The following is a 12,754-nucleotide window of genomic DNA, read 5'->3' on the forward strand; positions in this document are numbered from 1 at the left end:
CATGCCGCGTTTTCTCGCTCCGCTGTTATTGCTGTGCCTGACCGTCAACGCCCACGCCGACAGTTACATCACTCGCCTGCTGAACAAGCCGGTGCCGGGTGGCGTGGCGGTCGTCGATCTGGGCACCGCCGTGCAGGCACCGAAAGCCACGTATCAGGGCAAACCGGTATTGGTGGTCAAGGAACAGAACAACTGGCTGGCGATTGTCGGCGTTCCGTTGACCGTCAAACCCGGCGTTCAGCAGATCAGCAGCGGCGGCCGGAACCTCAACTTCAATGTCGGCAACAAGAAGTACCCGGAACAGCACATCACGCTGAAGAACACCCAGCAGGTCAATCCGAACCCGGCGAACCTCAAGCGCATCGAGGGTGAACTGGCCGAGCAGATCAAGGCCTACCGCAGCTTCAGCCCGAACACACCGAGCAACCTGTTGCTGGACAAACCGGTCAACGGGCCGCTGTCGAGCAAGTTCGGCGTACGCCGCTTCTTCAACGGCGAAGAACGCAACCCGCACGCCGGCCTCGACTTCGCGGTGCCGGCCGGCACACCGATCAAGACTCCAGCGGCAGGCAAGGTGATCCTGATCGGCAACTACTTCTTCAATGGCAACACCGTGTTCGTCGACCACGGCCAGGGCTTCATCAGCATGTTCTGCCACATGTCGAAGATCGATGTGCAGAACGGCCAGCAACTGGCTCGCGGCGCAGTGGTGGGCAAGGTTGGCGCCACAGGTCGGGCGACCGGGCCGCACATGCACTGGAATGTCAGCCTGAACGACGCGCGGGTCGATCCGGCAATCTTTATCGGCGCATTTCAACCTTGATTCGCCCCCAGCGGGGATTGCGCGCGACGAATGGTCCGCGCAATCCCCGCCAACAATAACCGCCATATCAAGAATAAAATCTCGGAAAAAACCGCTTTCCGGGTATTCCTCTCAATTTTTTTCGACTGCTTGCCATCCTCATCCCCCGCGGTTAGGGTTGAAGGCATGAAAACCTCTCACACCCTTATTCAGCTTCGCCAGCACCGCAGCCTGTGCCTTGTCAGCGCACGACTGCCGGGCTGAAACGCTGCGCCTCGTCCCAAGCTTCTCCGAACATTCGTTCCACCGGCAGGCCGCCTCTTTTCGGCCCAGACAATAAGGAATTTCCCGATGAGCATGCTCAAAGACCCGTCTTCGAAATACCGCGCGTTTCCTGTGATCAACCTGCCGGATCGCACCTGGCCGTCGAAAACCATCGATGCCGCGCCGATCTGGTGCAGCTCCGACCTGCGTGACGGCAACCAGTCGTTGATCGAGCCGATGGACGCGGTGAAAAAGCTGCGCTTCTGGAAAACCCTGGTGCAGGTCGGTGTGAAGGAAATCGAAGCGTCGTTCCCGGCGGCTTCGCAAACCGACTTCGACTTCGTGCGCACCCTGATCGAAGACGGCCACATCCCGGACGACACCACCATCCAGGTGCTGACCCAGGGCCGTGAAGATCTGATCGAGCGCACCTTCGAATCCCTGCGCGGGGCGAAAAAGGCGATCGTTCACCTGTACAACGCCACCTCCCCTTCTTTCCGTCGCATCGTCTTCAACCAGGACAAGGACGGCATCAAGGCCATCGCCGTGAACGCCGCCAAGCTGTTCGTCAAATATGCAGCCATGCAGCCGGACACCGAGTGGACCTTCGAATACTCGCCGGAAACCTTCAGCGCCACCGAGCTGGAATTCGCCAAGGAAGTCTGCGACGCGGTAATCGAAGTCTGGAACCCGACGCCCGAGCACAAGATCATCCTCAACCTGCCGGCCACCGTTGAATGTGCGACCCCGAACGTCTACGCCGACCAGATCGAGTGGTTCCATCGCAACATCAACCGTCGTGACAGCGTGATCATCAGTCTGCACACCCACAACGACCGTGGCACCGGCGTGGCCGCCACCGAGCTGGGCCTGATGGCTGGCGCCGACCGCGTCGAAGGTTGCCTGTTCGGCAACGGCGAGCGTACCGGTAACGTCGACCTCGTGACCGTGGCACTGAACATGTACACCCAGGGTCTCGACCCGCAACTGGACTTCTCCGACATCGACGGCGTGCGCAAAGTCGTCGAAGAGTGCAACCAGATTCAGGTACACCCGCGTCACCCGTACGTCGGCGACCTGGTGCACACCGCGTTTTCCGGCTCCCACCAGGACGCGATCCGCAAGGGTTTCGCCCAGCAGAAACCGGACACCCTGTGGGAAGTACCGTACCTGCCGATCGACCCGGCCGACATCGGCCGCAGCTACGAGGCGGTGATCCGCGTCAACAGCCAGTCGGGCAAGGGCGGTATCGCCTACCTGCTGGAGCAGGAATACGGCATCAGCCTGCCGCGCCGCATGCAGATCGAGTTCAGCCAGGTCGTACAGCGTGAAACCGATCGTCTGGGCCTGGAAATGACCGCCCAGCAGATCCACTCGCTGTTGCACACCGAGTACCTGCAAGCCAACACCCCGTATGCGCTGGTCAGCCATCGCCTGCAGGAAGAAAACGGCCACAGCGCCGTCGAGGTGGAAGTGGCGAGCAAGGGCCAGGGCGAAACCAACCTGCACTGGCGCGGCAAGGGCAACGGTGCGCTGGAAGCACTGGTGGCCGGCCTGCCGATTCCGGTGGAGATCATGGACTACAACGAACACGCCATCGGCGCGGGCACCAACGCCAAGGCAGCGGCTTATATCGAGTTGCGTGTGAATGGCGAACGTGCCGTGCACGGCGTGGGTATCGATGAAAACATCACCACCGCCAGCTTCAAGGCCCTGTTCAGCGCGCTGAACCGCTCACTGAGCCAGCCGGAAGCGAAAGCGGCGTAACTCACCGCTGAAATGCAAAAGGCCCCGGAGTGCGAACTCCGGGGCCTTTTTTATGCCTGCTGGCTTTATGTTGCCTGAACTGGCCTCTTCGCGGGCAAGCCCGCTCCCACAGTGATCGGTGTGTACTCAATGTTACTTACACCAAAAAACCTGTGGGAGCGGGCTTGCCCGCGATGGGGTCCGCACTGACAACGCAAAAAATCAGGTGAACTCAAACGTGTCCGCATCCAGATTCGCCGGAAATCGCTCGCGGTAAGCCGCCAGCGGTGCAGCTTCCAGCACAGCCTTGAACACCCCGTCCGCCTCCCCCGCCGCCAGCAAGGTCTCGCCCTGGAAGTCCAGCACCTGACTGTCGCCGGTGTAGGCAAAACCCTTGCCGTCGGTGCCAACACGATTCACGGCCGCGACGTAGCACAGGTTTTCAATCGCCCGCGCCGGTAGCAAACGGTTCCAGTGCAGACGCCGCGCGCCCGGCCAATTGGCGGTGTACAGCAGCAGGTCGGTGTCTTGTGCATCGCGGCTCCACACCGGGAAACGCAAGTCGTAGCAAATCAGCGGCCGGATGCGCCAGCCCTTGAGTTCGAACTGCACCTGGCGTTCGCCGGGCGTGTAGTGATTGTGCTCGCCGGCCATGCGGAACAGATGGCGCTTGTCGTAATGCCACACTTCGCCGTCGGGGCGCGCCCATAGCAGGCGATTGCGATGGCTGCCGTCGGCGGCCTGAATGATCACGCTACCGGTGATCACCGCATTGAGCTTCGCCGCCTGTGCCTTCATCCATTTGCTGGTCGGGCCGTTTTCGGCTTCCGCCAGGGTTTCGGATTCCATGGAGAATCCGGTGGTGAACATTTCCGGCAGGATAATCAGATCCGCACCACGCGCCTGCTCCAGCAGAGCGTCGAAATGCTCAAGATTGGCCTGACGGTCATGCCAGGCCAGGCTGGTCTGGATCAGCGCCAGGTTGAGATCGGGCAAAGCACTCAGATCACGCATAGTTTTGCCGCCGCTTCCCGCAGCGTCTCCTCGCGTTTGGCGAAGCACAGGCGCACCAGGCGCTGGCCTTCAGGTGGATTCTGGTAGAACACCGACACCGGGATGCTCGCCACACCATGTTCGCGAGTCATCCACATCGCCATCTCGACATCGTTCAGGTCGGGACGGATCTGCGAATAATCGACCAGTTGGAAATAGGTGCCGGTGACCCGGGTGAAGCTGAATCGCGACGGTGTCAGCAGATCACAGAACAGATCACGCTTGGCCTGATAGAAACCCGGCAGTTCTTCGACGTGTTCCGGATGCTCGGCCATGTAATCGGCCAACGCATATTGCAGCGGCGTCACGCCACAGAAGCTGACGTACTGATGCACCTTGCGCAGCTCGGCAGTCAGCGCTGGCGGCGCCACGACGTAGCCGGTTTTCCAGCCGGTGACGTGATAGGTCTTGCCGAACGAGCTGACCACGAATGCGCGCTGATACAACTCTTCATGGGCCAGCACGCTCACATGCGGAACGCCGTCGTACACCAGGTGTTCGTAGACTTCGTCGCTGATCACATAGATGTCGCGATCGCGGATCAGCGCCGCCAACTGGTCCAGCTCGGCGCGACTGATCAGGGCGCCGCTCGGGTTGTGCGGAGTGTTGAGGATAATCATCCGCGTGCGCGGGCTCAGCGCTGCACTGAGCTTGTCGAAGTCGATGGAGAAATCATCCAGACCGAGTTGCACATGCACGCAGCGCCCGCCGGCCAGCTCCACCGACGGCTCGTAGCTGTCGTAGGCCGGGTCGAACACGATGACTTCATCGCCGCTGTGGATAACCGCCTGGATTGCACAGAAGATCGCCTGGGTCGCGCCGGGGGTGACAGTCACCTCGTGATCGGCATCGACATTCACGCCGTAGCTGCGGGCGATCTTAGCCGCAATCTGTTGGCGCAGGGCCGGCAGACCGGTCATGGGTGAATACTGGTTATGGCCGCTGGCGATGTGCCGACCGACCGCATCGCGCAGCGACTGCGGGCCGTCGAAATCGGGAAAACCCTGGGACAGGTTGATGGCTCCGGTCTGTGCCGCGAGCTGAGACATCTGCGTGAAAATAGTGATGCCGACATTCGGCAGCTTGCTGTTGATCATCGGGGTTCCCTGCTCTGCCCCGGCACTGACGACGGCGCGGGAGAGCCCGAGGATAGCCCATCCGGCGCCCATAAAAAAAGGGCGCCAGACGGCGCCCTTCTCTCTTGATGACCGGGATCAGCGCTTGTCGCGGCGCTTCTTGCTGGCCTTCTTGTTGTGCGACATCAAACGACGCTTCTTGTTGACCTGGCGGTCGGTCAGCGTGTTCTTGTTGCCTTCGTACGGGTTCTCGCCGCCCTTGAACTCGATACGGATCGGCGTACCGACCAGTTTGAGCACGCGGCGGTAAGTGTTTTCCAGATAGCGCACGTACGAGTTCGGCACTTTCTCGATCTGGTTGCCGTGGATCACGATCAGCGGCGGGTTGGCGCCACCGAGGTGGGCATAACGCAGCTTGATCCGGCGGCCGTTGACCATCGGTGGCTGGTGCTCGCTGACCGCGTCTTCGAGGATCTGGGTCAGGCGGCTGGTCGGCCAGCGGGTGACCGCCGACTTGAACGAGTTCTGCACCGAAGCGTAGAGGTTGCCCACGCCGGTACCGTGCAGGGCCGAGATGAAGTGGATGTCGGCGAAATCGACGAAGAACAACCGGCGTTCCAGCTCGGTCTTCACATAGTCACGCTCGCCCGGAGTCATGCCATCCCACTTGTTCAGCGCGATGACCAGCGCACGGCCGGACTCAAGTGCAAAGCCCAACAGGTTGAGGTCGTGGTCGACCACACCTTCGCGGGCGTCCATCACGAAGATCACCACGTTGGCGTCTTTGATCGCCTGCAGGGTTTTGACCACGGAGAACTTTTCGACTTCTTCGTGGATCTTGCCGCGCTTGCGCACACCGGCAGTGTCGATCAGTGTGTACTTCTCGTCGTTACGCTCGAACGGGATGTAGATACTGTCGCGAGTGGTGCCCGGCTGATCGTAGACGATCACCCGCTCTTCACCCAGCATGCGGTTGACCAGCGTCGACTTGCCGACGTTCGGCCGGCCGATGATGGCGATCTTGATGCCGTCCTTTTCGCTCGGGCCTGGAATGCGCTTGGCTTCCTCGCCTTCGGCGACTTCTTCCTGCTCCTCGCCTTCCTGTGGCTCGTCCTCATCTTTCGGGAATTCGCTCAGGGCGATTTCCAGCAATTGAGTGATGCCGCGACCATGGGCGCCGGCAATCGGGATCGCATCGCCCATGCCCATCGGGGCAAATTCGGCGCGAGCCATTTCCGGGTCGATGTTGTCGACCTTGTTGGCGACCACGTAGGAACGCTTGTTACGCTTGCGCAGGTGTTCGCCGATCATCTGGTCGGCGGCGGTGAAACCGGCCTTGGCATCTACCAGGAACAGAACGACATCCGCTTCTTCGATGGCCAGCAGCGACTGCTCGGCCATTTTTTCGTCCATACCATGCTCGTCACCGGAGATACCGCCGGTGTCGATCAGAATGTAGGAACGCCCTTGCCACTTGGCCTCACCGTACTGGCGATCACGGGTCAGACCGGACAAGTCGCCGACGATGGCGTCGCGAGTCCTGGTCAGGCGGTTGAACAAGGTGGACTTGCCGACGTTCGGTCGGCCCACCAGGGCGATTACGGGAACCATGCGGCTCTCCACTTCGTTATTTCAGAAAATACAAAAGCCGCTGCGAGGCAGCGGCTGGTGCTCGGGGCAACACCCATGGGTGTTGCAAACCCTGCCGGAGCAGGGCCGCTTGGGGTTCAACCCCAAGCATAGTCAAACCATTACTTGATGGTCAGGGCTTCCAGTTTGCCGCTGTTGCCATACACGTAAATCGTGTCACCCACCACCAGCGGACGGGCACGCAGGCCGTCGCTGTCGATGCGCTCGCGGCCGACGAAACGACCGTCCACCTGACTCAGCAGATGCAGGTAACCTTCCAGGTCACCGACTGCAACGTAGCTGGAGAACACTTCCGGAGCCGACAGTTGACGGCGGGCCAGCGAATCGTTGGTCCACAGTGCAGTGGTCGAACGCTCGTCGACGCCTTCAACGGTGCCCGAAGACAGGCTCACGTAGACGTTGCCGAAACCCTGGGCGATACCGGCGTAGCTCGACGCATCGCGCTGCCAGAGTTGACGACCGCTTTCCAGGTCCAGTGCCGCAACGCGACCCTGATAGCTGGCAACGTACAGTGTGCCGCCGGACAGCAGCAGACCGCCGTCGATGTCGACCACGCGCTCCAGTTCCGAACGACCTTGTGGAATCGCGATCCGTTGTTCCCAGACCGGCACGCCGTTGGAAATGTCCAGAGCGACCACTTTACCGGTCGACAGGCCAGCCACCGCGAGGCGGTTGGTCGCGAGCGGCGCACTGGTGCCACGCAGGGTCAGTACGGCCGGGGTGCTGTCATACACCCAGCGCTGGTGACCGGTGGAGGCATCCAGACCGATCAGACGATCGTCCTGGGTCTGCACGACCACGATGTCGCCGTTGCTGGCTGGTGGCGCCAATACTTCACTGGTCACCCGAGCGCGCCACTTCTCTTCACCGTTGATGGTGTCGAGAGCGATGACGTCGCCACGCAGCGTGCCGACCAGAACCAGACCGTAACCCACGCCGACGGCGCCGGAGACTGGCACATCCAGTTCTTTCTTCCACTTCACGTCGCCGTTGCTGCGATCCATGGCCATCACGATGCCGGTCACGTCGGCGGCGTAGATGGTGTCACCATCGATCGCCGGCACCAGCATGTTGTAGGTTTCGCCCTGACCGTCACCGATCGAACGGCTCCACACTTTGTGCAGAACCACTTCTTCCTTGAAGGAAGTCAGTTCGGCTGGTGGCAGTTCTTTTGTGCTGTTGCTGCTGCAACCCGTGGCCAGAATGGCCAGAGCCAGCAATGCTGCATGCTTCCAACCGATCACGTCACGCATCCCCTTTGGCCAGGTCGTCCAGCTTGATTTGAAGGCCGCCGACTGCCGCTTCATCCGACAGTGCCGCCTTGGCTTTTTGATACGCCGCGTTCGCTTCGTCAGTGCGGCCCAGCTGTACCAGCAGGTCGCCCTTGAGTTCTTCGCGGGTGGCCAGGAACGACTTGTCGGCATCGCCTTCAAGCAGTTTCAGGGCTTCATCAGCCTTGTTCTGTGCACCCAGCACCTGCGCCAGACGCTGACGGGCGATTTCGCCCAGCGCCGCGTTGGCCGGTTTGGCAACAATGGCTTTCAGTTCGGTCGCCGCGTCGTCCAGCTTGCCGCTGTCGACCGCAACCTTGGCCACGAACAGGCTGCCGTACTGCGCGTAGGCAGTACCGCCGAACTCGCTGTTGAGCTTGCCGGCCAGATCCGCAACGCGCGCGGCGTCAGGCTTGCCGTCCGGGGTCAGCGTGGTTTCCAGCAATTGCTGATAGAGCACCGAGGCGCCTTGCGACTGGTTGCTCTGATACTTGTGAAATGCCTGCCAGCCGAACACGATGACCAGCGCCAACAGGCCGCCAGTGACCAGAGGTTTGCCGTTGCGTGTCCACCAGTCCTTCAAATCCGCCAACTGTTCGTCTTCGGTACTCGACACCCCAATACTCCTTAATCGCTAAATCGGCTGTTTAAACAGCTTCAACCCTGCACGACGCAGGTGGCCAGGTGAGCGGCAAGCGCATCCCAGGCAATGCTTTGTTGTTCGCCCTGGCCACGCAGGGGTTTGAAACCTACCACTTGCTGGGCCATTTCGTCGTCACCGAGGATCAGTGCGTACAGCGCACCGCTCTTGTCGGCTTTCTTGAACTGGCTCTTGAAGCTGCCGGCGCCGGCATTGACTTGCAGGCGCAGGTTGGGCAACTGGTCGCGTACACGCTCGGCCAGAGCCAGACCGGCCAGCTCCGCCTCTTCGCCGAAGGCGCAGAGGTAGACGTCGACCTGACGGGCGAGTTCTTGCGGGATCTGCTCCAGGGTTTCCAGCATCAGCACCAGACGTTCGATACCCATGGCGAAACCGACGCCCGGGGTCGGCTTGCCGCCCATCTGCTCGACCAGACCGTCGTAACGGCCGCCCGCGCACACAGTGCCCTGGGCGCCGAGCTTGTCGGTGACCCATTCGAATACGGTTTTGCTGTAGTAATCGAGACCGCGCACCAGTTTCGGGTTGAGCACGTAAGGAATGCCGACGGCATCCAGACGCGACTTCAGACCTTCGAAGTGGGCACGGGACTCGTCATCCAGGTAATCCGCCATTTTCGGCGCATCGACCAGCACCGCCTGGGTGTCGGCGTTCTTGGTGTCGAGCACGCGCAGCGGGTTGGTTTTCAGGCGACGCTGGCTGTCTTCGTCCAGTTTGTCGTGGTGCGCCGAGAGGTACTCGACCAGCGCTTCACGATAACGGCCGCGGGACTCGCTGGTGCCCAGGCTGTTGAGTTCGAGCTTGACGGCATCACGGATGCCCAGTTCGCCCCACAGGCGCCAGGTCATGATGATCAGCTCGGCGTCGATATCCGGACCGTCGAGGTTGAAGACTTCCAGACCGATCTGGTGGAACTGGCGATAACGGCCTTTCTGCGGACGCTCGTGACGGAACATCGGGCCGATGTACCAGAGTTTCTGCACCTGGCCACCGCCGGTGATGCCGTGCTCGAGCACCGCACGCACGCATGCGGCGGTGCCTTCCGGACGCAGGGTCAGGGAGTCGCCGTTGCGGTCGTCGAAGGTGTACATCTCTTTTTCGACGATGTCGGTCACTTCGCCGATCGAGCGCTTGAACAGCTCGGTGAATTCGACGATCGGCATGCGGATCTGCTTGTAACCGTAGTTATCCAGCAAACGCGAAACGGTGCCTTCGAAGTAGCGCCATACCGGGGTCTGTTCCGGCAGGATGTCGTTCATGCCACGAATGGCTTGCAGGGACTTGCTCACAGAAATTCCTTAATTCGTTCGATCAGCCGCGCGCGATGACCGCTGCGTCGGCTTCGACCTTCTCGGCCGCCTTCTCGCGGATCAGCTTTTCCAGCTCGTCCACCAGATTGTCATTCGTCAGTTTCTGCGACGGCTTGCCGTCGATGTAAATCAGGTTCGGCGTACCGCCGGTCAAGCCGATATGGGCTTCCTTGGCTTCGCCGGGGCCGTTGACCACGCAGCCGATCACCGCAACATCCAGCGGCACCAGCAGGTCTTCAAGGCGCCCTTCCAGCTCGTTCATGGTCTTGACCACATCGAAGTTCTGCCGCGAGCAGCTCGGGCAGGCGATGAAGTTGATGCCACGGGAACGCAGATGCAAAGACTTGAGGATGTCGTAACCGACCTTCACTTCCTCGACCGGATCGGCCGCCAGCGAGATGCGGATGGTATCGCCAATCCCCTCGGCGAGCAGCATACCTAGGCCCACGGCGGATTTCACTGTACCGGAGCGCAATCCACCGGCTTCGGTGATGCCCAGGTGCAGCGGCTGGACGATTTCTTTTGCCAGTAAGCGGTAGGCTTCGACGGCCATGAACACGTCGGAAGCCTTTACGCTGACCTTGAAGTCCTGGAAATTCAGGCGTTCGAGGTGCTCGACGTGACGCAGCGCGGACTCGACCAGCGCGGCCGGGGTCGGTTCGCCGTATTTCTTCTGCAGGTCTTTTTCCAGAGAACCGGCGTTGACACCGATGCGGATCGGAATCCCGCGGTCACGGGCGGCATCGACCACCGCACGCACGCGGTCTTCGCGACCGATGTTGCCCGGGTTGATGCGCAGGCAGTCCACACCCAGTTCGGCCACGCGCAAAGCGATCTTGTAGTCGAAGTGAATGTCGGCAACCAGCGGCACCTTGACCAGTTGCTTGATCTTGCCGAACGCCTCGGCGGCGTCCATGTCCGGCACCGATACGCGAACGATGTCGACGCCAGCGGCTTCCAGACGGTTGATCTGGGCGACGGTGGCCGCGACATCGTTGGTGTCGCTGTTGGTCATGCTCTGCACCGCGATAGGTGCATCGCCGCCCACAGGCACGTTACCGACCCAGATCTTGCGCGATTCGCGACGTTTGATTGGAGATTCACCGTGCATGACTTATTGACCCAACTTCAGGCGAGCAGTCTCGCCACTGGTGAACGGAGCGACATCGACCGGCTGGCCGTTGTAACTGACCTGCGCTGCCCGGGCAACACCCAGACGCACAGCCAGCGGTGGCTTGCCTGCCACGGAGACGCTGTCGCCTTTATGTTTCAGACCGCTGAACAGAACCTTGCCGCGACCATCGGTGACCTGTGCCCAGCAATCAGCGGTGAACTGCAGTTGCACCTGACCTTCGCCTGCTGCCGGAGCAGCGGTTTCTGCGGTGGGTGCCGGGGTGGCCGGGACAACGGGTGCGGTGACGGTCGGTGCCGGAGTCGCCGGAACATTGGGGGCAGGTGCAGCCGGAGTGCCGACAACCGGGGCCGGGGCATGGGCCGGAGCGGCTGGCGTCGCCGCCGGGGCAGCAGGTACGGCCGGTGCGGTTGCCGGAACGACGGGCTCGGCGCCAGTCGACTCGGCAGCGGTTTCCGATTGGGGCAGTGCCAGCGCCGTCGCGCCCTCGGTCTGACCTTCGGTAACGGCCTGGTCTTCCGGCTCGTCGATCGGATGAATCTGCGTGGTGCCATCGGCGCCTTCGACTTCAACGTGCTCCGGGGCCAGACTGGTCAGGTCCTTGGTGCGCAGCGAGGTCTGATCCTGCCACCAGACAAAGCCGCCGCCGATGACCGCGATCAGCAGCAACAGGCTGACGATCCGCAAAATGGTGTGGGAAACACGAACCGGCTCTTCGATCCGGCCCAGGGCGTGGACATTGCTGCCCTGGGAATCGGTGCCGGTGGACTGGTCGAACTGCTGGACCAGGACCGCCTGATCCATGCCGAGCAATTTGGCATAGGCGCGAATATAGCCGCGAGCGAAGGTATGCCCCGGCAACTTGTCGAACGCACCGGCTTCGAGGTTGGTCAGGGAAGTCACGGTGAGGTTGAGCTTGAGGGCCACTTCGGCAAGCGACCAGCCATTGCTTTCGCGGGCCTGGCGCAAGGTCTCACCGGGGTTAACGCGATTCGCTGCTACAACTTCGGGATGCGCCGCTTTCATCATTGCTCCGACAGGTATTGCTGATATTCCGGCGTACCGGGATAGAGTCGTTTTAATTGCAGGCCCGCACTGGCGGCCTTGTCGCGATCTTCAAACACTTTTGCCAACCGAACCGCGAGCAACAGACTACGTGCATTTTGCTCGGACAGCTGGCTGAAACGGTCGTAATAGTCACGCGCGGGCACATAATGCCTGTCTTCGAATGACAACTCAGCCATTTCCAGCAACGCCCGTGGTTGCTGACGGTTCAAACGCAATGCTTTTTCCAGTTGCTGCCGGGCCAGATCACGCTGGCCAAGCTTGGACGCCGTCATGCCGAGGTTCTCGAACACACGGGAACGCTCAGGATACAGGGTATCGGCGGCGGCCTGTTCAAAACGCTCGTAGGCTTCCTTGTAACGCTGTTCTTCGTAGAGAAAACTGCCGTAATTGTTGAGGATGCGGGCATCGGCGGGACGGGAGGACAGCGCCTTGCGAAAGTGTTCGTCGGCCAGCTTCGGCTCCATCTCGGACTGAAAGACCAGCCCAAGAGCGGCGTTGGCGTCGGGATCGGAACCGTCCAGCTCGAGGGCCTTTTTCAACGGCACCTTGGCCCGCTCGGTCATGCCTTGCTGCAAGTATCCCAGCCCCAGCTGCACGTAGGCAGCCCGCGCTTCGTCGCGGCCCTTGCTGGTCTTCATCGGGTTGTAATCACCCGACAGGACACAGCCAGCACACAGGCTGGCCAACAGCAACAGCAGCGCAAAGCGCAGGGACATAGAGATCC

Annotated in this window: 11 protein-coding genes; 2 read left to right on the forward strand and 9 right to left on the reverse strand. The window is 61.3% G+C overall.

Annotation, left to right across the window (positions count from 1 at the left end):
• The first annotated feature begins 1 nt into the window (after position 1).
• Positions 2–823, forward strand: a complete 822-nt coding sequence (locus IF189_RS22905; RefSeq protein WP_134828007.1) for a peptidoglycan DD-metalloendopeptidase family protein — start codon at positions 2–4, stop codon at positions 821–823.
• 330 nt (positions 824–1,153) lie between these two features.
• Positions 1,154–2,833: a 2-isopropylmalate synthase gene (leuA, locus tag IF189_RS22910; protein ID WP_085709408.1), complete on the forward strand. Its 1,680-nt coding sequence runs from the start codon at positions 1,154–1,156 to the stop codon at positions 2,831–2,833.
• Positions 2,834–3,034: 201 nt separating this feature from the next.
• Here leuA and IF189_RS22915 read toward each other — a convergent pair whose 3' ends face one another.
• The 9 genes from IF189_RS22915 to pilW all read right to left on the reverse strand — a co-directional run bounded on the left by IF189_RS22915 (position 3,035) and on the right by pilW (position 12,746).
• Positions 3,035–3,826, reverse strand: coding sequence for an amidohydrolase (locus IF189_RS22915; RefSeq protein ID WP_085734105.1), 792 nt, complete (start codon positions 3,824–3,826; stop codon positions 3,035–3,037).
• Positions 3,814–4,962, reverse strand: a complete 1,149-nt coding sequence (locus tag IF189_RS22920) for a pyridoxal phosphate-dependent aminotransferase (protein ID WP_134828009.1) — start codon at positions 4,960–4,962, stop codon at positions 3,814–3,816. Before IF189_RS22920 ends, IF189_RS22915 begins: the two co-directional genes overlap by 13 nt.
• Before the next feature lie 117 nt (positions 4,963–5,079).
• Positions 5,080–6,552, reverse strand: coding sequence for a ribosome biogenesis GTPase Der (gene der / locus IF189_RS22925; protein ID WP_085699823.1), 1,473 nt, complete (start codon positions 6,550–6,552; stop codon positions 5,080–5,082).
• A 140-nt stretch (positions 6,553–6,692) separates the two neighbouring features.
• The gene (gene bamB, locus IF189_RS22930) at positions 6,693–7,844 is read right to left on the reverse strand and encodes an outer membrane protein assembly factor BamB (protein WP_085709405.1); all 1,152 of its coding nucleotides are present in this window, start codon (positions 7,842–7,844) and stop codon (positions 6,693–6,695) included.
• Entirely contained in the window at positions 7,837–8,478 is a 642-nt protein-coding gene (locus tag IF189_RS22935; protein WP_085734102.1) for a tetratricopeptide repeat protein, read from the reverse strand. Before IF189_RS22935 ends, bamB begins: the two co-directional genes overlap by 8 nt.
• 41 nt (positions 8,479–8,519) lie before the next feature.
• Complete coding sequence (gene hisS, locus IF189_RS22940) at positions 8,520–9,809, reverse strand: histidine--tRNA ligase (RefSeq protein ID WP_134828010.1); 1,290 nt, start codon at positions 9,807–9,809, stop codon at positions 8,520–8,522.
• A 22-nt stretch (positions 9,810–9,831) separates the two neighbouring features.
• Positions 9,832–10,941 (reverse strand): flavodoxin-dependent (E)-4-hydroxy-3-methylbut-2-enyl-diphosphate synthase, encoded by a 1,110-nt coding sequence (gene ispG, locus IF189_RS22945; RefSeq protein WP_007956680.1) that lies wholly within the window; start codon positions 10,939–10,941, stop codon positions 9,832–9,834.
• A 3-nt stretch (positions 10,942–10,944) separates the two neighbouring features.
• A complete protein-coding gene (locus IF189_RS22950) occupies positions 10,945–11,988 on the reverse strand; it encodes a helix-turn-helix domain-containing protein (RefSeq protein WP_134828011.1) in 1,044 nt (347 codons plus the stop codon).
• Positions 11,988–12,746: a type IV pilus biogenesis/stability protein PilW gene (gene pilW / locus IF189_RS22955; RefSeq protein ID WP_134828012.1), complete on the reverse strand. Its 759-nt coding sequence runs from the start codon at positions 12,744–12,746 to the stop codon at positions 11,988–11,990. The genes IF189_RS22950 and pilW overlap by 1 nt, the downstream gene beginning before the upstream one ends.
• Positions 12,747–12,754: the final 8 nt, after the last annotated feature.

The organism is Pseudomonas sp. IzPS59, from assembly GCF_014863505.1.
Classification (GTDB): Bacteria; Pseudomonadota; Gammaproteobacteria; order Pseudomonadales; family Pseudomonadaceae; genus Aquipseudomonas; species Aquipseudomonas kribbensis.

Excerpts from the sequence above, each read along its gene's own strand:
- IF189_RS22950 (WP_134828011.1), bottom strand. The coding sequence starts at position 11,988 with ATGAAAGCGGCGCATCCCGAAGTTGTAGCAGCGAATCGCGTTAACCCC.
- pilW (WP_134828012.1), bottom strand. The coding sequence starts at position 12,746 with ATGTCCCTGCGCTTTGCGCTGCTGTTGCTGTTGGCCAGCCTGTGTGCT.
- IF189_RS22915 (WP_085734105.1), bottom strand. The coding sequence starts at position 3,826 with ATGCGTGATCTGAGTGCTTTGCCCGATCTCAACCTGGCGCTGATCCAG.
- leuA (WP_085709408.1), top strand. The coding sequence starts at position 1,154 with ATGAGCATGCTCAAAGACCCGTCTTCGAAATACCGCGCGTTTCCTGTG.
- IF189_RS22920 (WP_134828009.1), bottom strand. The coding sequence starts at position 4,962 with ATGATCAACAGCAAGCTGCCGAATGTCGGCATCACTATTTTCACGCAG.
- der (WP_085699823.1), bottom strand. The coding sequence starts at position 6,552 with ATGGTTCCCGTAATCGCCCTGGTGGGCCGACCGAACGTCGGCAAGTCC.
- ispG (WP_007956680.1), bottom strand. The coding sequence starts at position 10,941 with ATGCACGGTGAATCTCCAATCAAACGTCGCGAATCGCGCAAGATCTGG.
- IF189_RS22905 (WP_134828007.1), top strand. The coding sequence starts at position 2 with ATGCCGCGTTTTCTCGCTCCGCTGTTATTGCTGTGCCTGACCGTCAAC.
- bamB (WP_085709405.1), bottom strand. The coding sequence starts at position 7,844 with ATGCGTGACGTGATCGGTTGGAAGCATGCAGCATTGCTGGCTCTGGCC.